This is a genomic window from Bacillus sp. VA13, assembly GCF_055710085.1.
Genome location: NZ_JBVQPP010000004.1, coordinates 131,981 through 154,184, shown reverse-complemented (window position 1 = coordinate 154,184; position 22,204 = coordinate 131,981). Strand labels below are relative to the sequence as shown.

Here is a 22,204-nt window from a genome sequence, read left to right as displayed (position 1 = left end):
TTGAAACAAATAATGATTTTTCTCACAAGCTTCATGCTCATGGCGATGGCCGGACAAACGGCTTTTGCCAAAGAGGTGGAGGTCAGCGGTTTGCTCCTCGGAAAAAGCAGCCAAGAACAAGCCAAACAGCAGGTGCTGACAAGCGACCTGATTACACTGTACGGATCAAAAGACAGCGCGGAGCTGACGTATCAGATCCCGGCAGGCGCCTCTTCCGGCAACCAACAATTGGTGATTGAATACGAGGCATCAAATCTTTTAATTTCTCCATCATCGTTAACGGCTGTCATTGACGATGAACCGGTCAAAACGTTAAAGCTTGATGGTGATTCCAAACGGAAAACAGTAAAGCTAAACCTGAATAAAAGCCAGTCTGCCCAAGGCTATCACAACGTATCGCTGAAATTTTACGGCGTGATGAAAGAGGGCGTTTGCGTCAGACAGGATACGTCCGGCAACTGGATCAAAATTTATCCGGACAGCCGCCTGACGCTGGCGGACAGCAGTGAAGCGAAGGGAACGTCGCTGGACCATTATCCATATCCTTTCGCCCAATCGGGAAATACAGCGGAAGAAACCGTCATCGTCATTCCGGATGACCCAAGTTCGGCCGAAATTGAAGCTGCAGTTAAAACAGAAGGCTATTTGAAAACGGCGGACAGCAGTGTCAGCATTTCGTATGTTACGGAATCTGAACTGAAGAAAATCGACAAGCCGACGATTTTCATCGGCGTGGACAAGCATTGGGACGGCAAGGTGAAAAAGCTGATGAAACAAGCCGGCTTACAGGCAAAAGGAGACAAGCTCCTGCTTGCGGAGCGGGTGCTGAAAGCAGAGGGCAAGCAGCAGCCGGTTCTGTTTGCGCAAGCGTCATCCGATGATGTAATCACTGAAAAAATCAGTGTCATCACGGATCAGACTTATACAGGCCAGCTCAGCGGCGACACACTCTCAATCAGCAAGCTGAAGCAGGCAGAAAAAAAAGAAAGCAATAAGCTGACTCTCGAGAATTTTGGAGCGGGTGATATCACAATTGGAGCTGACAAAACTTCTTCTGCACATTACTTTTATCCAGCTTCGGCGGTTTTAGACCAAAACCAATCAGCAAAGCTGTCGCTCAAGCTGAAGAAGTCCGAAACGATTCAAGCCTTAACGGCGGAAAACGAATCGGTTTCTCAGGCGGCAGAACTGAAGATCATGATCAATGGCCAGCCGCACTCGGTCCGGCTTGATGATTTAGGAAAAGAAGATAAAAACGGATTCTATCATGTCATGGTAAAAGTGGACCCTAAACTGCTGCAAAAAAACCGCTACATTGATATTCAGTTCGTTACGACTGGGCTAAAGGAAAACAATCCTTGCAACACCACTGATGAAGAAAAGTGGGTCTTTATCGATAAAAGCAGTACATTGTCTTACGCCATCAAAGATATGTCTCCGTCAGCGGATTTCCAAGAGTGGCCGCTTCCTTACGCTGGAAATCAGGAACAAACAACGCTAATCGTGCTTCCTGACACCGTAAGCCAATCGAAGCTTGCGGAACTTTCTCTCGTAACGGAGTCCTTCGGCAGTGAAGCGCAGCACTCATATACGGTGAAAAAATCATCTGATGTAACAGCAAATGATGCCAAAGGGCGGAACCTCATTTTCATAGGGGGTATCGATCAATTTTCTCTTCTGAAGGAGAAATCATCAGATCTGCTTGTTCCGCAAACAAAGAACGGCTCGTTTGATGTATCAGGTTTTGAGATGCTGAATGAGACAACAAAACGAGTGGCATTTACTCAAGCATCTCCTTGGGATACACGCTACACAATGGCTGTCTTTGCACCATCAAAAGGAACTGGCACGGCTGTCACGAAAGAGATCATCAGTTATCTGAATAGTACCGATGACTCGGCAACCGTCGTTAACGAAACCACCAGCCAGCAGGTGTTTACAAACCACCAGCAGCTTAAATCTGAAACTAACAGTTCCAGCGCAGAGCAATCATCACAGGATAATAGCCAGAAATGGCTGTATATTGGTGTGCTGGCACTTATTATGGTGATTGCGGCTGTGTTCATTTGGGTTGCCGTAAGACGAAGAAAAAGAAAGACAGATACAGAATAAAACAGAGGCAATCTAGCCTCTGTTTTTTTATTTTTGGTATGTAAATTCCATTTGTGGAACCTATCATTTTATTTTTTTCGCCCGGCCAATAAGCCTCTTTACAACGTGCAGGAACGGGAGTATGATCTCTTTTAGAAAACAATCGCTTAATCTGAAATCAGAGCGGGGGACCCATTAGAACGGCTTTTTTGCCGTTGGGGTGAATCCTTTTAGGTAGGGCAAACTCTCATATGCCCGAATCCGTCAGCTAACCTCGTAAGCGTTCGTGAGAGGAGATGAATGAAACCTGTGTTCGATGTGATGGCACAGGGGCATCCGTTTGCCTCTGTGTTTTTTGCTGTTCATTTTTAGAATGCAAATCGCATACAGAGACATCATAGCAGAAAGGACTATTACAAAATGTGAGAGCTAGATGCTGATGTTTTTATTGTTTTAATTGAAAAATGAGAAATTAAAAGGGGAAGACATCGATGTATCATTCAATCAAACGTTTTTTGATTGGGAAACCACTAAAATCTCAAGCAGCTGGAGAGCAAAAACTGACGAAATTAAAAGCCTTAGCGATGCTTTCCTCAGATGCGCTTTCATCTGTCGCATACGGCACAGAACAAATTTTAATCATTTTGGCAACAATCAGTGCTGCTGCATTTTGGTACTCCATTCCGATTGCGATTGGCGTCCTCATATTGCTGCTCGCACTGATTCTTTCATACAGGCAAATTATTTACGCTTACCCGCAGGGCGGCGGAGCGTATGTTGTGTCGAAAGAAAACCTCGGTGAAAAGCCGGGATTGATCGCAGGCGGTTCACTGCTTGTCGATTATATTTTAACGGTAGCGGTAAGTATTTCCGCAGGAACGGACGCTATCACGTCGGCCTTTCCTGTATTGCATGATTATCATGTGCCGATTGCTGTTTTACTTGTTTTAGTCATTATGATTTTGAACCTGCGCGGGCTTTCGGAATCAGCATCGATTCTTGCCTATCCGGTTTATCTGTTTGTGGTGGCACTTTTGGTTTTGATAGCAGTCGGGTTGTTTAAACTCATGACAGGGCAAATAGACCAGCCAGTCCATCATACACCGCTCGGTACACCTGTAGCCGGCATTACGCTGTTTTTGCTGCTCAAGGCTTTTTCTTCGGGCTGCTCGGCTTTGACCGGGGTTGAGGCCATTTCTAACGCGATTCCTGCTTTCAAAAACCCGCCTGCGCGAAACGCGGCTAGAACTCTTGCAATGATGGGCATTTTGCTGGCGATTCTGTTTTCTGGGATCACGGTGCTCGCATACGGCTATGGAACGGCGCCGAAGCCCGATGAAACGGTGGTTTCACAAATTGCGTCTGAAACCTTCGGGCGGAATGTGTTCTACTATGTGATCCAAGGTGTCACATCACTTATTTTGGTCCTTGCGGCAAATACGGGATTTTCAGCCTTCCCGCAGCTTGCCTTCAACCTGGCGAGAGACCAGTACATGCCGCGTATGTTTACAGTCAGAGGCGACCGCTTAGGCTTCTCAAATGGGATTATCTTTTTAGGCGTTGCTTCGATTGTGCTCATCCTGCTATTCGGAGGACAGACAGAGCATTTAATCCCGTTATATGCTGTGGGCGTATTTATTCCATTTACGCTTTCGCAAACCGGCATGTGCATAAAATGGATTAAGCAAAAACCAAAAGGGTGGATCGGAAAAATGCTGATCAACTCCTGCGGCGCTTTGATTTCGTTTATGGTTCTGTCGATCCTGTTTGTGACGAAGTTTAATGTTGTATGGCCTGTGTTAATCTTTATGCCTATCGTCGTTTTGCTGTTTTTTGCGATTGAAAATCACTACACAGCTGTCGGTGAACAGCTTCGCATCGTAGACAAAGAGCCAGAAGAAATCAAAGGCACGGTTGTGATTGTGCCTGTAGCTGGTGTCACCACCGTCGTGCAAAAATCGATTCACTATGCGAAATCACTGTCCGATCAGGTGATCGCCGTTCACGTGTCATTTGACAGAGAACAGGAAAAGAAATTCGAAAAACGCTGGGAAGAGCTCAATAACGGAGTGCGTCTCGTTACGCTTCACTCCTCGTACAGAAGCCTCGTCCATCCGTTTGATAAGTTTTTGGAAACAGTTGAGGCAAAAGCGAAGAAGGAGCAGTTTTCCGTCATGGTGCTGTTTCCGCAATTTATTACGAAAAAACGCTGGCACACCATCCTTCACAACCAATCGGCCTTCCTCCTCAGAGTCCGGCTGTTCTGGAAAAAGGACATAATGGTTGCCACACTGCCGTATCATTTTAAAAAGTAAAGCTCTAGGACCAAGGGAATCACCTTGGTCTTTTTTTGCGGGAAAAGGAGAAATGCAATGTATACACAAGGTGCATTTGTGATCGTGTTGAACAACAATCAGCAGATTCTGCTGGTTAAACGAAAGGATGTCCCTTTATGGGATCTGCCGGGCGGCAGGATCGATCCCGGGGAAACGGCTGAGGCAGCGGCAGTTCGGGAGGTATTGGAAGAAACGGGATACAGCGCAGTGCTTTCTGCGAAAATAGGTGTCTATCAAAGGCCAAAGTTTCAAGATGAGCAGCATGTATTTGCCGGACACATAACAGGCGGACAAGCGATAGCGAACGGGATGGAGACAGCGGAATTGAAGTGGTTTTCTCCGCAGCGTTTGCCGCTTTTTATGGTGCCGAACCGAAAAAGGCAAATCAAAGATTTCGTGAATGGCGCTCTAGATACAACCATCACCCTCAAGGACAGAGGTATGCTTGCGGTGATCGACCTGTTGAAAAGAAGACTGGGCAAGTGATAAAGGTCTCCGGGTTTTAAAGTGTTTCTCCTGTGGTATTGAAAAAAGGAAAAAGGAGGATACGGCATGGCACACAAAACTGCAGGACAAGCAATGACAGAACTGCTTGAACAATGGGGAGTTGATCATGTTTACGGCATCCCTGGAGACAGTATAAATGAGTTTATCGAGGAATTAAGACATGAAAGAAATCAATTGAAATTCATTCAAACCCGCCATGAAGAGGTAGCAGCGCTGGCGGCCGCGGCTGAGGCAAAACTCACCGGCAAGATCGGCGTCTGCCTGTCAATCGCAGGGCCGGGTGCAGTGCACTTATTAAATGGTTTATATGATGCAAAAGCGGACGGCGCCCCTGTGCTGGCAATTGCAGGACAGGTTTCATCAGGCGAAGTCGGACGGGATTATTTTCAGGAGATCAAGCTTGAGCAAATGTTTGAAGACGTGGCTGTGTTCAATAGAGAGGTACATAGTGCGGAATCACTGCCGGATCTCTTGAACCAGGCAATACGCACCGCCTACAGCAAAAAAGGCGTTGCGGTATTAAGCGTGTCTGATGATTTGTTTGCGGAGAAAATCAAACATGAGCCCGTGTACACCTCACCAGTGTATATTGAAGGGAACCTTGAACCGAAAAAAGAACAGCTTGTCACTTGCGCGCAATATATAAATAACGCCAAGAAGCCTATTATCTTGGCGGGGCAGGGAATGAAAAAGGCGAAACGGGAGCTTCAGGAGTTTGCGGACAAAGCTGCAGCCCCGATCGTTGTCACGCTCCCGGCAAAAGGCGTCGTCCCCGATAAGCACCCGCATTTTCTCGGCAACCTCGGGCAAATCGGCACAAAGCCGGCCTACGAGGCAATGGAGGAATGTGATTTATTAATTATGCTCGGGACTTCATTCCCGTACCGCGATTATTTGCCTGATGACACGCCGGCGATCCAGCTCGATTCAGACCCGGCGAAAATCGGAAAACGCTATCCGGTGACAGCGGGACTTGTCTGTGATTCGACTCTCGGCCTGCGTGAGTTAACGGAGTATATTGAACGGAAGGAAGACAGAAGATTCCTGAATGCCTGCACGGAACATATGCAGCATTGGTGGAACGAAATCGAAAAAGATGAGGCCGAGGCGGAAACACCGCTCAAACCCCAGCAGGTCGTGGCACGTCTTCAGGAAGCGGCAGCCGATGATGCGGTGCTCTCTGTAGATGTCGGCACTGTGACAGTCTGGATGGCGCGGCATTTCAAAATGAACGCGAACCAGGATTTCATCGTTTCCAGCTGGCTTGCGACAATGGGCTGCGGCCTGCCGGGAGCAATCGCAGCAAGCTTGTCCGAACCGGAGCGCCAGGCCATCGCCGTCTGTGGTGACGGGGGCTTTTCCATGGTCATGCAGGATCTCCCGACCGCCGTCAAATACAAGCTCCCAATCACCGTCGTCATTTTAAACAATGAAAACCTCGGCATGATCGAGTACGAGCAGCAGGTCAAAGGCAATATCGACTATGTCACAAAGCTTCAAAATGTCGACTATGCCGCATTTGCAGAAAGCTGCGGAGCAAAGGGCATCAAGGTGACCAAAGCGGAAGAGCTTGCACCCGCTTTCCACGAGGCGTTGCATGCTGACCAACCGGTCGTTGTGGATGTCATGATTGGAAACGAACCGCCGCTGCCTGGCAAAATCACCTACGGGCAGGCAAAAGGCTTCAGCAAATACATGCTGAAAAATTTCTTCGAAAACCAAAATATCGAAATGCCGTCACTGAAGAAAAGTTTAAAGCGGTTATTCTAAAAAAACAGGGGCCTTTTGAGGCCCTTGTTTTTATGCATTGGAAACAAATGTATTTTTAGTTATCATAACATTACATTGCAAATAAAGGAGGAAAGTATGTTTGAATCCATAAAATTAGTGGTGTACTTATTAGGATCAGCAGGAATGATTTATGCAGCCTGTCATGATTTTCGCCATGCTCAAAACGGACAAAAGGACAAATGCATCTTCTTTCAAAGCAAAAAGATCAGCGCATTTGTCCTTTTATGTTTCGTATGTTTCTTTTCAAATCTTGCAGAGTTCGCTTCTTTATAAGTTTATTTCTCTTTTTTCTTAAGCCCGAAAAAGAAAGGAAAAGCAGAACCAACCAAGAAGGTGCCGAATAAAAACATGCCGCCGATAAACACGTGGAAATTCGTGTGTCCGGCCGTAAACGCGGTGATCAAGGAAATGATACTGAGCACGATCATGGCAATGCCGGGCGCGACTCTCACTTTTCCTTTGGATTTATAGGCAACAACAGAACATAAAATTCCGATTACAATAGGGACAATCCACAAATAAAACAGAATAAATACTGACATCATCAAAACTCCGATTTTTTCTTCTATCATAACAAATTTCTGTAAAAAAGGGTATCAATGAGCTTTTGCGAAAAATCAAAACCGGCTTAGCAGCCGGTTTTTTTAACGAAACGTATCAACAATTAAAAATACATTCAAAGCAACGATCAATACAGCAATCAGCCAAGAAACCACTGTGACCCATTTGGCGTTGATCAGTGACCCCATAATCCGTTTATTGCTTGTAAACATAATAAGCGGGATTAAGGCAAAGGCGATGCCGAAGGACAGCACGACCTGGCTCAGTACGAGAGCGGTCGTCGGATTGACGCCTGATGCGATGATCAAGATCGGCGGAATAATCGTGATAAACCGCCGTACATACAGCGGGATGCGATAGTTGATAAATCCCTGCATGATCACGTCGCCTGAAAGTGTGCCGACTGACGAACTGGATAGTCCGGCAACGAGCAGCCCGATTCCGAATAAAGCCGCTGACACAGGGCTGACAAGATGTCCGAATTGTTGATATGCGACATCGAGATCCTCGACAAACAGGCCGTTTTTGAAGAATAATGCAGCAGCCACAATCAGCATACTTGCATTAATAGCTCCTGCAATCAGCATCGCTATTAAAATATCAATAAATTCAAATCTGAAGATTTTTTTCCGTTCAGTATCAGTTTTGCCAACCACCCGCCGCTGTGTAAGGGCAGAGTGTAAATAAATGGCGTGCGGCATAACGGTTGCGCCGAGAATACCCGCTGCAAGAAGCACACTGTCAGTGCCATGAAACGCCGGGACAAAAAGGCCCTTCATCACTGACGCGGCATCAGGCTTTGCGAAAAAGGTCTGCAACGCAAAGGCGATCACCACTACAAATAGCATACCGGCAATGCCGGCTTCAAGTGAGCGATAACCGCGGCGCTGAAGCTCCAATATCGCGAAAGAACCGATCGCCGCTATAATAGACGCTTCAAGCATCGGGATGCCAAACAGCAAATACAGTCCCAGAGCCGCCCCGATAAATTCCGCCAGATCAGTTGCGATAATGACCAGCTCGCCCTGAATCCATAATCCAATGGAGACGGGTTTTGGAAATTCTTCGCGGGCAACCTCAGGCAGATTTTTGCCTGTCGCAATACCGAGTTTGGCGGATAGTGATTGGATTAAAAGCGCCATGATATTCGAAAATAAAATCACCCATAGCAACATATATCCGTATTTAGAACCCGCTGATATATTCGTTGCGAAGTTGCCGGGATCAATATAGGCGATGGCTGCTATAAATGCTGGGCCCAGAAAAGGAAGCAGCCCTCTGAATCCTTTGATTTTCCCGTCAAGCGCATCTTGGACTGCTTTGGAACGGGGAGTTTGTGCTGTGATGTCCTTGTTCATCATGTCTCACCTGAATTCTGATTGTTTTTGCCAAACAACAAAGAGTTTCCTTGAGGCAAATTATTTTATCTACATCATATGACCATCCCGGTTTATTGTCAACCGAAAATGTTCAAAGTACTTTCATAAATTTTTCCCTGTTATGTAACATGATATGTAGGGATTCGGATAAGGTCCCATATAAAAAGACATCGTTTCAGTTCGAAACGATGCCTCCTGTATGAAATGAGTCTAGGCTTCCTTACGCAGCCCGCGGAATACGAGGCCCAGCAAGAACACGAAGATGGCAGCCCCGATGATGGCTGGGAAAATAGCAAAGCCAGCGAGGCTCGGTCCCCAAGTGCCAAGGAGTCCGTGTCCGATCCAAGCACCGATCAGCCCGGCAATCATAGAACCGAAAATTCCTCCCGGCATCCGGTTTCCTACGATGGCGCTTCCGATTAATCCGATTACGATCGCAACAACTAATGAAACCAAAAAGCTAATCATTATACTCACCTCTCATAAATGATTTATCAATCAATAACCGCTTATGCCAAACCTGAAACACCGAAAAGCATATCGCTTTATGATTCTGCTTTAATTTTTCTCTGCACGCTGCCGTCAGCCAAATGAACAATCACCTCAGTGCCTTTATGTGCTGCAATTTCCTTTGCCCGTTCAATCGCATCTTTCTTTGTATCTTTGATCTCAGAGACACGTTTGGCACCCTCGGCTTTGACCGCCCAGCCGTTTTTATGCTTGATGACATGCTCAGCTTTATCCATAAGCTCTGGGCCGTTGCCACTGCTTGAATCTTCATCGCGTTCTGTCTCATCATCATGCTTGAGGAAATCATCAATTTCTTCTTTATAGGCGTTTTCCGCCCATTCCTTTGCTTTGCTTGTCGCAATCGGAATCGCGCGTCCGTCCTCATAGCCCTCATCAATCATCGCATTCGCAATTTCAATTGCTTTTTTCTGTACCGGCTTCTCAAGATTTTTTAATGAAGCGGGATAATCCTTCATCGACCAAGGCATGTCCATCACTCCTTTTCCTTTTATAAAAATGGTACCCGCAGGTGAAAAATAAAAACGTTTTCGGGAAAATGAAGGTATACTATATAGTAGAAAAAACGGAAGGGAAGTGCGAGTTGGGTGACACCTGAACTTAAAGAAGACTTACATCAGCAATTAAAAGAAATAGAAAAATGGGAAAAAGATCAGCAAAAAGTCTGGTTTTGGGAAAAGCTCAGCCGTCTCCCGTTTCAGCTGCTGGACAAGCTGACGCCGGAATTCATTCAGAAAAAGATCGGCAAGCTTTTGGATGAGGTCGGCAGCTTTGTTCAAACAGGAGGACAGTATCTGACATCGGAAAAACAGATTATCAAAACGTTTCAAAAGAAGCTGCCGGAGCAAACCTTTGAGTCTTTGGAGGACGTCCGAAAAGCGCCTCTGCCTGTCATGGATGAAATTGCGGAAGGAATGGGCAAAAACAGAATCAACACGGCAACCGTACAAGGCGCGACAACGGGTGTGGGCGGTGTGTTTACGCTGGCGGCAGACATTCCGGCCGTGCTTGGTCTGTCGTTAAAAACGTTACAGGATATCGCTGTTGCTTACGGCTATGACCCAAAGGAGAAAAAAGAGCGTGTCTTCATCGTAAAATGTTTGCAGCTGACATCGGCTGAGGTTGTCGGCAAAAAATCGATTTTGCAAGAATTAAAAGACTATGATCAAGATCGTACATATAAGAATGTCGCTTCTCAAATCCAAGGCTGGCGTGAAGTCGTATTAGGATATCGCGACACGTTTGGCTGGAAAAAGCTTTTTCAACTAGTGCCGGTCGCGGGAATGGTCTTTGGCGCGGCAGCCAATCGCTCAACATTAAACGACATTACCGAAACGGGCATGATGCTATATAAAAAGAGGCGCATTCTTGAGCGGCTGAAAGAAACAGAACAAGAGATGGAATAGAAGAAAGCAGACGGACAACGCGCTCCGCCTGCTTTTTTTAGTGGAAACACACCCAATGTGCTTTGTTTGTTTAAAAGAATTGATAGCGGGAAAACAACAACCAACACCAATTAAAGGAGGAATTCAAAATGGCAGACGATAACAAAATGAGCAGAGAAGAAGCAGGTAGAAAAGGCGGAGAAACAACAAGCAAAAACCATGATAAAGAATTCTATCAAGAGATTGGCAAAAAAGGCGGAGAAGCCACTAGCGAAAACCATGACAAAGAATTCTATCAAGAAATCGGCGAAAAAGGCGGAGAAGCCACTAGCCAAAACCATGACAAAGAGTTCTACCAAGAAATCGGCGAAAAAGGCGGAGAAGCCACTAGCGAAAATCATGACAAAGAATTCTATCAAGAAATCGGCCGTAAAGGCGGAGAGGCAACAAGCAAAAATCACGATAAAGAATTCTATCAAGAAATTGGCTCAAAAGGCGGAAACGCCCGCAACAACGACTAATCAAAAGCATAAAGGCAGACAACCTGTAGATAAAAAGCGATCCGGCACATCAGCTGGATCGCTTTTTTATTTTAGGAATTTTCTCAATTTATGCCGGTATTGCGATACAATAAGTGAAAAAAGGGGTTTTCGCTAATGTCCGAGATGCAAAATTTGCTCGCCATCGCCAATGAAGTCAAAGAAAAATACGCCAATTTTCCAATCTCAGAGGTCAACGACCACTGTGTGCGCCTCGCTGTGTTTACAGGAGAATATGACTGGCACCATCACCCTGACTCAGATGAATTATTCATTGTTCTTGAAGGTGAACTGCTGATCGATTTTAAGGACAAAGAAACCGCGGTACTCAAAGCAAATGACAGCCTGCTGATCCCAAAAGGAACGGTTCACCGCACGCGCTCTTACGTCAGAACGGTGAATCTCTGTGTCGAGCATACACAAGCGAAAACAGTCATCATAGAGGAATTGCCATGCTGATAAAAAAAGATTGTATGTGAAGTAGACGCTGCAAAGGCTGAAGCATTTTCAAAAGCGCAGTCACAGTGGGGAGCATTATCACATGTAAGTGGCTTCATCAAACAGGCCGGCGGCTGGCGGAAAACAGCAGATGGGCTGTTCACCGCAGAAATCATCAGCGTTTGGGAGAACAGAGCTGCCTATGATCATTTTATGGAGAACGAACATGACAGCATATACGAGGAAAATGAACAGAAGGCAGTGATTCTTTCGATAGAAGTGAAGCTGTACGAAGAGGGTGAACCGTTCATTCACGATCTGTTACATAACTCTGACATCCGGCACGAACCAGACTGGACGGTTCTGAAGGCATAATGAAAGCCCAAAACATCATGTTTTGGGCTTGTGTCTTTACTCGCGTCCCGGAAGCGTATCATGAACAAAAGGCGGTGCTGGTTTTAATTCCGGTTTTTCTCCAAAAGCTTTAGCTTCTTTCACATATTCAAAGGCTTCTCCATCCGGCGCTTTTTCGTTCAGCCAGGTTTGCTCGGCGCTTTCCTCGCCTTCAGAGAAATTGATAAGCTGATGCGAGAACTCTTGTTTTTCGAGTGCTTTCGGGAAGGTCCCCGGCACAATCGGGCCTTCTTGTGCTTCTAATTCTTTAATGGCAGCGAGCCATTGATTTTGGTGCATCGTGTCACGCGCCAGCAGGAAGCTGAGCATATCTTTAACGCCTTTGTCATCCGTCATTTCAAACAGGCGTGCAACCTGCAGACGGCCTTGTGATTCCGCATTCAGATTGGCGCGGAAGTCTGCCAGCAGGTTTCCGCTTGCTACGATATAGCCGCCGCTCCAAGGTACGCCTGTACTGCTTTCCGGCATGGCGCCAAGTCCTGATACAATTGCATGGTGAGGGTTCATGCCGCCCAGGATGGAGCCGATGACCGGATCTTCAGCGGCTTTTTCCTGCTGATCAAGCGGGGCATCCTCAAGAAGTCTGGCAATCATCGTAGCGATCATTTCAACATGCCCGAGTTCCTCAGTTGCCGTATCCATCAGCAAATCCTTGTATTTTTCATTTCCTCTTGTATTCCAGCCTTGAAATAAGTATTGCATGGCAACAGAAATTTCTCCGAATTGCCCGCCTAAAATTTCTTGCATTTTTTTAGCGAATAATGGATCTGGACGATCTGGTTTAGCAGGATGCTGCAGCTTTTTCGTATGCTTAAACATGTTTCCATCTCCTTTTTTCGTTTATCTCTATTTATATTTCCGATCAATTGAAAGATAAACGAAAAACAGCGTATCGAGATGGGTATTACGAATCCTCTCGCAGCTCTAAAAGCTCCTGTATCAGCTTCCGGCCGAAGATGGGCTCGTACTGCCGGTAAACAGGATCAAGGCGTTTCATCCATTCTTTTTTCTCTTTATCTGACAGCTCGTAGATTTTAATAGATGAATGTTTTTTGATTTCTTCCAGCTGCTCCTTGTTCATTTCTTCGGCATACGTTTCGTTCCACTCCGTCGTTTCCTTCATCGCTTCAGTCAAAATGCGCCTTGTTTCCGGTGTTTGCGCGTTCCAGAAATGCTCATCAGTCATGACAGCGTAGCCGAGATAACCGTGGCTGCTTATTGTCAAATAGTCCTGAACATTATAAAATTTTTTAGAATAGATGTTTGAGATTGTATTTTCTTCGCCATCGACTACATTGTTTTCTAACAGCTGAAAGGTAGAATTGAAGGATTCCTGATGAGGTGTTGCGCCAAGCAGCTTGAACTGATCCTCTATCACATCGCTTTGCATAATGCGGAGATCTTGTCCTTTTAAATCATCCGGGCCTTTGACCGGTCCTTGATTTGTCGTGATTTGCTTAAAGCCGTTTGTCCAATAGGCGAGTCCTTTTAATTGATTTTTCTTTAGAGAATCAAACAGCTGTGTGCCGATGCTGCCGTTCAGCCCTTTTTTGACAGCATCGTAATCTGTAAATGCATACGGAAGATCCAGCACGCCCCATTCAGGCGAGAGCATGCCGAGCTTCGATGTGGAGGGGGCGATAAATTGAACGTCGCCGTTTTGCAATGCTTCAATTTCTTCGATGTCCGAATACAGGCTACCATTCGGGAACACTTCAATTTTAATTTTCCCGCCTGATTTTTCGTTCACCAGCTCGGCGAATTTATTGGCGGCCAGCCCTTTCGGCGTATTTTCGGCAACCACATGGCTGAATTTAAACACGATTTGATCCTGTAAGCCTTCCTGGTCGTCATCATAAACAATCTCTTCACTGCCGGTATGATCATGGAATCCGATAAATAAAGCGGTTGCAATTCCGGCGATCATCAGTGCGAGACATGCAAGGAAACTCTTCATGAAAACCCCTCCCCTTCATTAAGGATAGTGGGGACAATGCCATTCGTAAAGACCTGAAAGGAGAAGCTGATGAACAAAAAGAAGCTCTCAATCCGTTGGAAAATCACGATCTTATCCTATATACTCGTCATTTTCTCCTTTTTGATCGGCGGCATTGTGCTCATTGGCAATATCCAGCATACAGAGGAGCGGGAGCTGAAAAAACGTTTGATGAATACGGCCCGGACGGTGTCAGAGATGACAGAAGTGAAAGAGGCCTTGGCGAGAAACAAACAAACAGAAGCGGTTCGCCATGCGGTTGAAGAAATCAGGATGATTAATGAAGCAGACTATATTGTCGTCATGGATATGAATCACATCCGATATACGCATCCTGTCAGCACAAGCATCGGCAAGAAATCTAAGGGTGCAGACGAAGAGGCGGCGTTTGCGGAGCACATTTATTTCTCAGAAGCAAAGGGTGAGATCGGCACGGCGGTCCGGGCTTTTTATCCGGTGAAGGATCATGATCTGAACCAGATTGGCGTGGTGCTTGTCGGGAAAACACTGCCGGGGATCGCAGACATCCTGCTTCATTTAAAGCGAGATATTACATTCATCGTTGTGCTGACACTAGGCTTCGGCCTTGCAGGGTCCTTTCTGCTGGCGCGCCATATCAAAAAACAAATGTTTCAGCTTGAGCCACATGAGATTGTCCGAATGTATGAAGAACGGACAGCGACGTTTCACTCAATGAATGAAGGCGTAATTGCCATTGACAATCGACTTATCATTACAATTTTCAATGAAAAAGCGAAACAGATCTTTGAGGTGCAGGGGGATTTGGTCGGGAAGGTGATTTGGGACGTTCTCAAGGATTCGCGCCTGCCCGAAATCGTGGAGCGGAACAAAGCGGTTTATAATGAAGAAATTCGCGTCAGCGGAAAGGTCATCATGAGCAGCAGAATTCCGATTGTCATGAAGAAAAAAGTCATCGGCGCCGTCGCTATTTTTCAGGACAGAACGGAAGCCGCCAAGATGGCAGAGGAATTGACGGGCGTCAAAAACTTTGTGGAGGCGCTCCGCGTTCAAAACCATGAGCATATGAATAAGCTGCATACAATCGCCGGCCTCATCCAGCTGGGGAAATCTGAAAAAGCCTTGCAGCTTGCATTCCAGGCATCAACTGAGCAGGAAAATGTGACTGAATTTCTGCACCGCTCGATTCAAAATGACGCCGCGGCGGGCCTTCTATTAAGTAAAATCAGAAGAGGAAGGGAGCTCGGCATTGCTGTTCATATTGATGAAAACAGCAGCCTTCAGCAATTTCCCGAGCATGTTGACCAGCATGATATCGTCGTGCTTTTGGGGAATCTGATTGAAAATGCCTTCGGCTCATTTGAAACCGTTCAATCTGATGACAAACGAATTGACATTAGTATCGAACAAACGGATGATATCCTTGCTATTTTAATAGAAGATAACGGCTGCGGGATTGAACCGACACACATGCCGCACCTTTACGACAAAGGATTTACGGTCAATAAAACAGGCGGCACAGGCTATGGCCTGTATTTAGTAAAACAAATCACAGACAAAGGATCGGGCACGATAGAAGTTGATTCACACGCGGGACAGGGAACATCTTTTTCTATCGTTTTTCCAATGAAGGGGGAGGAAGCACAGCATGGCTCGTAAGGAATGGAAGGTTCTGCTCATTGAAGACGATCCGATGGTTCAAGAGGTAAACAAGGATTTCATCACAACTGTCAAGGGCTTTACTGTCTGTGCAACAGCGGGAAACGGAGAAGAAGGCATTAAGCTGATTAAAGAAAAACAGCCCGACCTCGTCATTCTCGATGTGTACATGCCGAAAAAAGACGGAATCAAAACCTTGCAGGAGATCAGAAAGCAAAAACTTGAAGTGGATGTCATCGTCGTTTCCGCTGCAAAAGACAAAGAAACGATCTCTCTTATGCTGCAAAATGGAGCGGCTGACTATATCTTAAAACCGTTTAAGCTTGAGCGAATGAGACAGGCACTTGAAAAGTACAAGCAATATAAACAAAAAATAGAAGCGAGCGATACGCTATCCCAGGAACAGCTCGATGCGATCCTGAATATTCCGCAGCAGGCCGTACAGGATTTGCCGAAAGGGCTGAATCATTTCACGATGAATGAAGTTACTGCTTTTTTGAAACAGCAAACTGCATCTCTTTCTGCGGAAGAGGTCGCCAAGGCGCTCGGCATCGCCAGAGTGACAGCTAGACGATACCTTGATTATCTTGAAAAAACCGGAACCATTAAATTGGACGTTCAATACGGCGGAGTCGGCAGGCCCGTCAACCGCTACGTGTTTAAAGGATAAACCTGAGACCAAAAAGACCAAAATGTCCGTTATGATCATAAACTTCCCCAGACTGTATGAAAACGCTATCATTCTAGTAAGAAAGACACAAAGGTGAATAGGACAGGGGGAATGCAGGATATGAAACTGTTTAAAAATTTAACAGTTCAGGTCATAACTGCGGTCATCATTGGGGTCATTGTCGGACTGGTCTGGCCGGATGTCGGCAAAGAAATGAAGCCGCTTGGCGATACATTTATCAACGCTGTTAAAATGGTGATCGCCCCAATCATTTTCTTCACAATCGTTCTCGGGATTGCAAAAATGGGCGATATGAAGAAGGTTGGAAAAGTAGGGGGAAAAGCGTTTATTTATTTCGAGGTTGTCACTACCCTCGCACTCATTATCGGTTTATTTGTCGTCAATATCATGAAGCCGGGCGCGGGTCTTGATTACAGCAAGCTTGAAAAGGGAGATGTATCACAATACACGCAAAATGGCGGTCAGGGAATCGACTGGATTGAATTTATCACACACATTGTTCCGTCCAACATGGTTGATGCCTTCGCAAAAGGGGACATTTTGCAGGTCTTATTCTTTTCTATTCTTTTCGGAGTCGGTCTTGCAGCATTAGGTGAAAAGGGGAAAAGCGTGATTGATTTCTTCGACAAGATTTCTCACGTCTTTTTCAAAATCATCGGCTACATCATGCGTGCCGCGCCAATCGGGGCATTCGGGGCGATGGCGTATACGATCGGGCACTTCGGTCTCGATTCCATCAAGCCTCTGGCAAGCTTAATGATGTCTGTTTATATTACGATGTTCCTGTTCGTGTTTGTTGCTTTAAATCTCATCTGCAAGCTTTACGGATTCAGCCTGTGGAATTACCTGCGCTTCATTAAGGATGAGCTTCTGATCGTGCTTGGCACAAGCTCTTCAGAATCAGTGCTTCCGCGAATGATGGATAAAATGGAGCGCTACGGCTGTTCGAAATCGGTTGTCGGGCTTGTCATTCCGACGGGCTATTCATTTAACCTTGACGGCACATCCATTTATTTATCAATGGCGACGGTTTTTCTGGCACAGGTGTTTGGAGTAGACCTCAGCATCGGCCAGCAAATTACAATTATCCTCGTTCTGATGCTGACATCGAAGGGAGCGGCCGGTGTGACGGGAAGCGGATTTATCGTCCTTGCCTCAACACTGTCAGCGCTTCAGGTCATTCCGCTGGAGGGTCTTGCACTCCTGCTTGGGGTCGATCGTTTTATGAGTGAAGGAAGAGCGATTGTGAACCTGATCGGAAACGGAATCGCCACGATTATTGTTGCAAAAAGCGAAAATGAATTCGATGAAGCAAAAAGCATAGAGGCTGTAGAAGGCATGAAAAAAATGAAAACAGCAGTCTGAAAAAAAGAACGGCCCATCCATGGGGCCGTTTTTTTTAATTGTTTAAGAATAATTAAGGTGAGGACAGAGACCTCAGCATTTTTTTGTTATATAATTTACAAATGGATACTATATTGAATGAAGGACGTTTGTCCTAACAGGAGTGTATAAATGGCCGCTTTAGTTAAATTTTTTCAGCACCCGGGAGTAAGGCGTTTTTCCGTCTTTGTCGTGTTAACTGGTGTGTTATACCTATTTAAGAGCATGATCAACTTAATATTGCTGACTTTCATTTTCGCATTTCTTATGGATCGTTTGGAGCTTGTCGTACGGCAGTTTTTAAGCCAGTTCTTCCGTGTGAGCCAGCGGGTGGTCATTACGTTTCTTTACATGTTGCTGGCTGTGCTGCTTACAGTCGGGGGGTTTGTATTTTATCCTGTCGTCGCGGCGCAGATTCAGCAGCTGGTAAAGCAGATTAAACATATTGCGTATCACCCGGACACCATCCCTTTCTTTGATGAGATCACCAGTGTTTTCGGAGATATTAATGTCAGTTCATATGTCAAAGAGGGTTTCAATGTGGTGTATACGTATCTGGCCGATATCAGCACATTTGGCTTGCAGATCGTAATGGCGCTCATTCTCAGCATGTTTTTCTTATTTGAGAAAAAACGGCTTTCTGAATTCATGGCGAAATTTAAAACGAGCAAACTGGCGGTCTTTTATGAGGAAATTGCTTTTTTCGGAAGCAAATTTGCAAGAACGTTCGGCAAGGTGCTTGAGGCTCAATTCATCATTGCGCTCGTCAACTGTATTCTGACGTTTATCGCGCTTTGGATTATGCATTTCCCGCAGCTGTTTGGGCTTTCTATTATGGTGTTCTTCCTTGGATTGATCCCTGTAGCAGGCGTCGTCATTTCTCTGATCCCGCTCAGTATTATCGCTTACAGCACTGGCGGCGGAATGTATGTGCTCTACATTGTGCTTGTCATATTCGCCATACATGCGATCGAAACGTATTTCTTAAATCCGAAGCTGATGTCTGCGAAAACGGAGCTGCCGATCTTTTTCACCTTCACAGTACTCATTTTCTCTGAGCACTTTTTCGGCATTTGGGGTCTAATTATCGGGATTCCGATCTTTGTGTTTCTCCTAGATATTCTTGATGTCACCAACAAGGAAGAAGGACCCAAAAGATTCCAAGAGAAAAGTAACAAAAAATAGTTTACAAAATTGGATCTTTTCTGTATAAATAAACTAAATCATACAATAGTAAGCCACACGCTTAATCCTTTTAAAGGAGTGGGGGACCCAATCTTTTGGGGTTAATTTTTCATCTGAAAAACGGACATCTCTTCGTCCGAACCCGTCAGCTAACCTCATCAGCGTGAAGAGAGAGTCCTGTGGTTTGAAGTTACAGCCAAAGCCCACGGGAGTCTCTCGCGGGCTTTTTTTCAAAAAAGGGAGGAATGCGGATGAAACTGGCTACAAAGATAATCATTGCATTGGTGCTAGGTGCGGTGACGGGGATTATTCTTAACGTAACATCACCTGAATTATTTGAAAATTTAAATAAATTTGTATTCGGGCCGCTGGGCACCATCTTTTTAAACCTCATTAAAATGCTTGTCGTTCCGATTGTCTTTTTCTCATTGACACTCGGAGTAGCCGGGCTGGGCGATCCTAAGAAGCTTGGCAGAATCGGTGTAAAGGCGATTTCTTATTTTCTCGTCACGACAGCAGTGGCGATAACCATTGCCATCATTTTAGCTCTTGTCATCAAACCGGGAGAGTTTGGAACGTATGATACATCGTCTGCCGAATTCACTGCTGAAAAAGCGCCAAGTATTGCGGACACCCTGTTAAACATTATTCCGACCAACCCTGTGCAAGCGATGACGGAAGGAAATATGCTGCAAATTATCGCTTTTGCCATTTTTGTAGGGCTTGGGATTACAATGCTAGGAAAAAAAGCGGATATGCTTCTCAAAGTTGTTGAACAAGGAAATGAATTGATGATGTACCTGGTGAATCTTGTAATGAAGTTCGCTCCGTATGGTACATTCGGTCTGATTGCGACAGCTATCGGAAGCCAAGGGTTCAGTGCAATGAAAGCGATGGGCTTGTACATGATTGTGGTAACCCTTGCATTACTGATACATGCAGTCGTTACCTACGGATCTACGGTTGCGCTTATAGCCAGAAGAAATCCGATTACGTTCTTTAAAAATTTCTCAGAGGTTATGGTCGTTGCATTCAGTACTTCCAGCAGCAATGCGACCCTGCCGGTATCCATGGATGTGGCCCAGAAAAAATTAAAAGTGCCTGAGCCGATCAGCAGCTTCGTCCAGCCGCTCGGTGCTACAATTAATATGGACGGAACAGCCATCATGCAAGGGGTAGCCACTGTCTTCATTGCGCAGGTATTCGGGCATGATCTGACATTCACTCAGCTGCTGATGGTGATACTGACGGCAGTGTTAGCAAGTGTCGGTACCGCGGGTGTTCCTGGAGTCGGCTTGATTATGCTCGCCATGGTGCTTCAATCTGTCGGCCTGCCTGTCGAGGGAATCGGATTAATTCTTGGAATTGACCGTCTGCTTGATATGCTCCGTACAGTGGTGAACACAACAGGAGACGCGGCCTGCGCCGTCATTATTACAGAAACAGAAAAGAACAAACAGCCTGAGCAAACGCCGACTCTATCGGTTTAACCAAACATTTGGAAGCAACAAATGCTATAATACAAACAGTGCCTAATTTTTGGGCACTGTTTATTTTTTGTCGAAAAAGGAGGAAGGCTTTATGGCTGAGCCGATTTTACATATTGAAGGCCTCGATAAAAAGATTGGGTCTAAACAGATTTTAAAACAGATCAGCATGGACGTCATGGAGGGCGAAATCATCGGCCTGCTCGGTCCTAATGGTTCCGGAAAAACAACACTCATCCGTATCATCGTCGGGTTATTAAAACAAAACAGCGGAAGTGTGACAATCAGCGGATTTCAGCATGATACAGAGTTTGAAAAAGCGATGGAAGCGGTTGGAGCGATCGTCGAAAATCCTGAGTTCTATCCGTACCTGACAGGATGGGAAAACCTCAAGCACTTTGCGAATATGCACAAAAAAATAACGGATGAACGGCTTGATGAAGTAGTGGAACGTGTAGGGCTGACATCAGCGATTCATGATAAGGTGAAAACCTATTCCCTTGGCATGCGCCAGCGTCTTGGTATTGCACAAGCGATTCTTCACCGGCCGAAGCTTCTTATTTTAGATGAACCGACAAACGGTCTTGATCCCGCCGGCATGAAGGATTTTCGCGATCATATTAAGGAGCTCGCAGAAAAGGAAGGAACAGCAGTCCTGTTCGCCACTCACTTATTGCGTGAGGTTGAAGATCTGTGTGATCGTGTCATCATCATTCAAAAAGGCGAGATCAAAGCGGAAGTCAGCTTACATGGAACAGATCAAAAAACAGAAAAAGCGATCATTGAAGTGCAGCCGGAAGAAAAAGCGCTCAATTGGCTGGCAGGCAATCAATATCAAGCAGAGCGGCAAGACAGGGCGATTGTTGTTGAGGTAGCTAAAGAAAACATTCCGGAGCTGAATCGTTCACTTGTCGGACAAGACCTGAATGTCTTTTCCATTACGCCTTATACGCAATCACTTGAAGATGAATTCATAAAAGCGACAACTGTTCATCAAGAGGAGGGAGAAGAGCTTGTCTAAATTAATTTGGAATGAACATATGAAACTTTTTAATCGGAAGGTCACGTTGGTATCTCTTATCCTGATGGCGGTCTTTCAATTTTTCATGGCCTTGATCATTAAACGGATTGTCATCAGTGCCGGAACGGATGAAAACTTCATCGGCTATTTATCGTATACACCGAGTCTGAACATCCTGCTGCAAGCTTTAACGATCGTGATTGCAGCGACAATTGTTTCGATGGAATTTGATAAAAAGACGATCAAATTTTTGCTCATCCGTCCTGTTAAACGCCAAAAGGTTTTTTGGTCAAAATTAATCACAGTCGTAATGGTCAGCTTTTATTTGTATCTGGCATACTACATTTTGGCATTATTATTCGGTCTCGTCTTTTTCGGCACATCCGTGAGCGCGGAATCAAAGACATTGCTGATCAACACCTTAGCGCTGATCGGCTCAAACTGGCTTGAAGCCGTAATGATGGGATTATTCGGGCTGCTTTGTTCTTCACTGTTCCGCAACAGCGCGGTAGCAGTTGTTGTTTCTTTTGTCGTTTTATACGGAGCGAGTACACTTGTCCAGCTCATGAAGCTCTTTGAAAACAAATGGGGCAGCTTTTTGCTTTTTGCCAATACTGACTTTACGCAATACAGAAGCGGAGCAACAGCGTTGTTTTCCGGCATGACACCATTATTTTCAGCAGGGATTATCATCATACATGCCATATTCTTCATCGCCGTTGGCTGGTGGTGCTTCTGTAAACGGGATGTCCGGGTGTAAAGGCAAGGAATGACATTTTTGTGAAAAAGCTCACGTAAATCAATATCATTTGATATTTTGGTTTATACTAAAGG

22 protein-coding genes and 2 riboswitches are annotated in these 22,204 nt (G+C 45.5%); of the genes, 16 read left to right on the top strand and 6 right to left on the bottom strand.

The window, feature by feature from the left end; all coding sequences use genetic code 11:
• The 5 genes from AC0C66_RS16155 to AC0C66_RS16135 all read left to right on the top strand — a co-directional run bounded on the left by AC0C66_RS16155 (position 1) and on the right by AC0C66_RS16135 (position 6,998).
• Entirely contained in the window at positions 1-2,112 is a 2,112-nt protein-coding gene (locus tag AC0C66_RS16155; protein WP_461845827.1) for a cellulose biosynthesis cyclic di-GMP-binding regulatory protein BcsB, read from the top strand.
• A gap of 133 nt (positions 2,113-2,245) precedes the next feature.
• Positions 2,246-2,389, top strand: a riboswitch (cyclic di-AMP (ydaO/yuaA leader).
• A gap of 193 nt (positions 2,390-2,582) precedes the next feature.
• Entirely contained in the window at positions 2,583-4,406 is a 1,824-nt protein-coding gene (gene kimA, locus AC0C66_RS16150; RefSeq protein WP_061186226.1) for a potassium transporter KimA, read from the top strand.
• A 57-nt stretch (positions 4,407-4,463) separates the two neighbouring features.
• Positions 4,464-4,913 carry an NUDIX hydrolase gene (locus AC0C66_RS16145; RefSeq protein WP_090557302.1) on the top strand — a complete coding sequence of 150 codons (450 nt, stop codon included), beginning with the start codon at positions 4,464-4,466 and terminating at the stop codon, positions 4,911-4,913.
• Between the two features lie 66 nt (positions 4,914-4,979).
• Positions 4,980-6,704 (top strand): pyruvate oxidase, encoded by a 1,725-nt coding sequence (locus AC0C66_RS16140; RefSeq protein WP_079288473.1) that lies wholly within the window; start codon positions 4,980-4,982, stop codon positions 6,702-6,704.
• 96 nt (positions 6,705-6,800) lie between these two features.
• Positions 6,801-6,998 (top strand): hypothetical protein, encoded by a 198-nt coding sequence (locus AC0C66_RS16135; RefSeq protein ID WP_072181704.1) that lies wholly within the window; start codon positions 6,801-6,803, stop codon positions 6,996-6,998.
• A gap of 2 nt (positions 6,999-7,000) precedes the next feature.
• Here the strand turns inward: AC0C66_RS16135 and AC0C66_RS16130 are convergent, their stop codons facing one another.
• The 4 genes from AC0C66_RS16130 to AC0C66_RS16115 form a co-directional block, all read right to left on the bottom strand.
• Positions 7,001-7,267 (bottom strand): hypothetical protein, encoded by a 267-nt coding sequence (locus tag AC0C66_RS16130; protein WP_461845837.1) that lies wholly within the window; start codon positions 7,265-7,267, stop codon positions 7,001-7,003.
• Positions 7,268-7,369: 102 nt separating this feature from the next.
• On the bottom strand, positions 7,370-8,647 hold the full coding sequence (locus AC0C66_RS16125; RefSeq protein WP_072181703.1) for an Nramp family divalent metal transporter: 1,278 nt from the start codon (positions 8,645-8,647) through the stop codon (positions 7,370-7,372).
• A gap of 228 nt (positions 8,648-8,875) precedes the next feature.
• Positions 8,876-9,133, bottom strand: coding sequence for a GlsB/YeaQ/YmgE family stress response membrane protein (locus AC0C66_RS16120; protein WP_014112708.1), 258 nt, complete (start codon positions 9,131-9,133; stop codon positions 8,876-8,878).
• Positions 9,134-9,210: 77 nt separating this feature from the next.
• Positions 9,211-9,663 (bottom strand): DUF2188 domain-containing protein, encoded by a 453-nt coding sequence (locus AC0C66_RS16115; RefSeq protein ID WP_114150927.1) that lies wholly within the window; start codon positions 9,661-9,663, stop codon positions 9,211-9,213.
• A gap of 117 nt (positions 9,664-9,780) precedes the next feature.
• Between AC0C66_RS16115 and AC0C66_RS16110 the strand changes: the two genes are divergently transcribed.
• The 4 genes from AC0C66_RS16110 to AC0C66_RS16095 all read left to right on the top strand — a co-directional run bounded on the left by AC0C66_RS16110 (position 9,781) and on the right by AC0C66_RS16095 (position 11,930).
• Positions 9,781-10,599: an EcsC family protein gene (locus tag AC0C66_RS16110; RefSeq protein WP_090557300.1), complete on the top strand. Its 819-nt coding sequence runs from the start codon at positions 9,781-9,783 to the stop codon at positions 10,597-10,599.
• Between the two features lie 128 nt (positions 10,600-10,727).
• The gene (gsiB, locus tag AC0C66_RS16105) at positions 10,728-11,099 is read left to right on the top strand and encodes a glucose starvation-inducible protein GsiB (protein WP_014112711.1); all 372 of its coding nucleotides are present in this window, start codon (positions 10,728-10,730) and stop codon (positions 11,097-11,099) included.
• 135 nt (positions 11,100-11,234) lie between these two features.
• A complete protein-coding gene (locus AC0C66_RS16100; RefSeq protein WP_072181701.1) occupies positions 11,235-11,576 on the top strand; it encodes a cupin domain-containing protein in 342 nt (113 codons plus the stop codon).
• 9 nt (positions 11,577-11,585) lie between these two features.
• The gene (locus tag AC0C66_RS16095) at positions 11,586-11,930 is read left to right on the top strand and encodes a YdbC family protein (RefSeq protein ID WP_072181700.1); all 345 of its coding nucleotides are present in this window, start codon (positions 11,586-11,588) and stop codon (positions 11,928-11,930) included.
• 36 nt (positions 11,931-11,966) lie between these two features.
• Here AC0C66_RS16095 and AC0C66_RS16090 read toward each other — a convergent pair whose 3' ends face one another.
• Both AC0C66_RS16090 and dctB read right to left on the bottom strand, forming a co-directional pair.
• Positions 11,967-12,788, bottom strand: coding sequence for a manganese catalase (locus tag AC0C66_RS16090; protein WP_014112714.1), 822 nt, complete (start codon positions 12,786-12,788; stop codon positions 11,967-11,969).
• An 85-nt stretch (positions 12,789-12,873) separates the two neighbouring features.
• A complete protein-coding gene (gene dctB, locus AC0C66_RS16085; RefSeq protein WP_072565766.1) occupies positions 12,874-13,926 on the bottom strand; it encodes a C4-dicarboxylate TRAP transporter substrate-binding protein DctB in 1,053 nt (350 codons plus the stop codon).
• Positions 13,927-13,995: 69 nt separating this feature from the next.
• On the opposite strand from dctB, the gene dctS reads away from it, so the two are divergent.
• The 7 genes from dctS to AC0C66_RS16050 all read left to right on the top strand — a co-directional run bounded on the left by dctS (position 13,996) and on the right by AC0C66_RS16050 (position 22,130).
• On the top strand, positions 13,996-15,603 hold the full coding sequence (gene dctS, locus AC0C66_RS16080) for a two-component system sensor histidine kinase DctS (RefSeq protein ID WP_072565767.1): 1,608 nt from the start codon (positions 13,996-13,998) through the stop codon (positions 15,601-15,603).
• A complete protein-coding gene (gene dctR, locus AC0C66_RS16075) occupies positions 15,593-16,273 on the top strand; it encodes a two-component system response regulator DctR (RefSeq protein WP_061186237.1) in 681 nt (226 codons plus the stop codon). The genes dctS and dctR overlap by 11 nt, the downstream gene beginning before the upstream one ends.
• Positions 16,274-16,393: 120 nt before the next feature.
• Entirely contained in the window at positions 16,394-17,659 is a 1,266-nt protein-coding gene (gene dctP / locus AC0C66_RS16070) for a C4-dicarboxylate transporter DctP (RefSeq protein ID WP_003225140.1), read from the top strand.
• Between the two features lie 150 nt (positions 17,660-17,809).
• Entirely contained in the window at positions 17,810-18,862 is a 1,053-nt protein-coding gene (locus AC0C66_RS16065; RefSeq protein WP_072565768.1) for an AI-2E family transporter, read from the top strand.
• A gap of 48 nt (positions 18,863-18,910) precedes the next feature.
• Positions 18,911-19,040, top strand: a riboswitch (cyclic di-AMP (ydaO/yuaA leader).
• 73 nt (positions 19,041-19,113) lie between these two features.
• Complete coding sequence (locus AC0C66_RS16060; RefSeq protein ID WP_014112719.1) at positions 19,114-20,352, top strand: dicarboxylate/amino acid:cation symporter; 1,239 nt, start codon at positions 19,114-19,116, stop codon at positions 20,350-20,352.
• A 91-nt stretch (positions 20,353-20,443) separates the two neighbouring features.
• Positions 20,444-21,370 (top strand): ABC transporter ATP-binding protein, encoded by a 927-nt coding sequence (locus tag AC0C66_RS16055; protein ID WP_072181698.1) that lies wholly within the window; start codon positions 20,444-20,446, stop codon positions 21,368-21,370.
• Positions 21,363-22,130 carry an ABC transporter permease gene (locus AC0C66_RS16050; protein WP_014112721.1) on the top strand — a complete coding sequence of 256 codons (768 nt, stop codon included), beginning with the start codon at positions 21,363-21,365 and terminating at the stop codon, positions 22,128-22,130. The genes AC0C66_RS16055 and AC0C66_RS16050 overlap by 8 nt, the downstream gene beginning before the upstream one ends.
• Positions 22,131-22,204 lie beyond the last annotated feature (74 nt).

Coding starts and splice junctions, on each gene's coding strand:
- kimA (WP_061186226.1), top strand. CDS start 2,583: ATGTATCATTCAATCAAACGTTTTTTGATTGGGAAACCACTAAAATCT.
- AC0C66_RS16145 (WP_090557302.1), top strand. CDS start 4,464: ATGTATACACAAGGTGCATTTGTGATCGTGTTGAACAACAATCAGCAG.
- AC0C66_RS16140 (WP_079288473.1), top strand. CDS start 4,980: ATGGCACACAAAACTGCAGGACAAGCAATGACAGAACTGCTTGAACAA.
- AC0C66_RS16135 (WP_072181704.1), top strand. CDS start 6,801: ATGTTTGAATCCATAAAATTAGTGGTGTACTTATTAGGATCAGCAGGA.
- AC0C66_RS16130 (WP_461845837.1), bottom strand. CDS start 7,267: ATGTCAGTATTTATTCTGTTTTATTTGTGGATTGTCCCTATTGTAATC.
- AC0C66_RS16125 (WP_072181703.1), bottom strand. CDS start 8,647: ATGATGAACAAGGACATCACAGCACAAACTCCCCGTTCCAAAGCAGTC.
- AC0C66_RS16120 (WP_014112708.1), bottom strand. CDS start 9,133: ATGATTAGCTTTTTGGTTTCATTAGTTGTTGCGATCGTAATCGGATTA.
- AC0C66_RS16115 (WP_114150927.1), bottom strand. CDS start 9,663: ATGCCTTGGTCGATGAAGGATTATCCCGCTTCATTAAAAAATCTTGAG.
- gsiB (WP_014112711.1), top strand. CDS start 10,728: ATGGCAGACGATAACAAAATGAGCAGAGAAGAAGCAGGTAGAAAAGGC.
- AC0C66_RS16100 (WP_072181701.1), top strand. CDS start 11,235: ATGTCCGAGATGCAAAATTTGCTCGCCATCGCCAATGAAGTCAAAGAA.
- AC0C66_RS16090 (WP_014112714.1), bottom strand. CDS start 12,788: ATGTTTAAGCATACGAAAAAGCTGCAGCATCCTGCTAAACCAGATCGT.
- dctB (WP_072565766.1), bottom strand. CDS start 13,926: ATGAAGAGTTTCCTTGCATGTCTCGCACTGATGATCGCCGGAATTGCA.
- dctS (WP_072565767.1), top strand. CDS start 13,996: ATGAACAAAAAGAAGCTCTCAATCCGTTGGAAAATCACGATCTTATCC.
- dctR (WP_061186237.1), top strand. CDS start 15,593: ATGGCTCGTAAGGAATGGAAGGTTCTGCTCATTGAAGACGATCCGATG.
- dctP (WP_003225140.1), top strand. CDS start 16,394: ATGAAACTGTTTAAAAATTTAACAGTTCAGGTCATAACTGCGGTCATC.
- AC0C66_RS16065 (WP_072565768.1), top strand. CDS start 17,810: ATGGCCGCTTTAGTTAAATTTTTTCAGCACCCGGGAGTAAGGCGTTTT.
- AC0C66_RS16060 (WP_014112719.1), top strand. CDS start 19,114: ATGAAACTGGCTACAAAGATAATCATTGCATTGGTGCTAGGTGCGGTG.
- AC0C66_RS16055 (WP_072181698.1), top strand. CDS start 20,444: ATGGCTGAGCCGATTTTACATATTGAAGGCCTCGATAAAAAGATTGGG.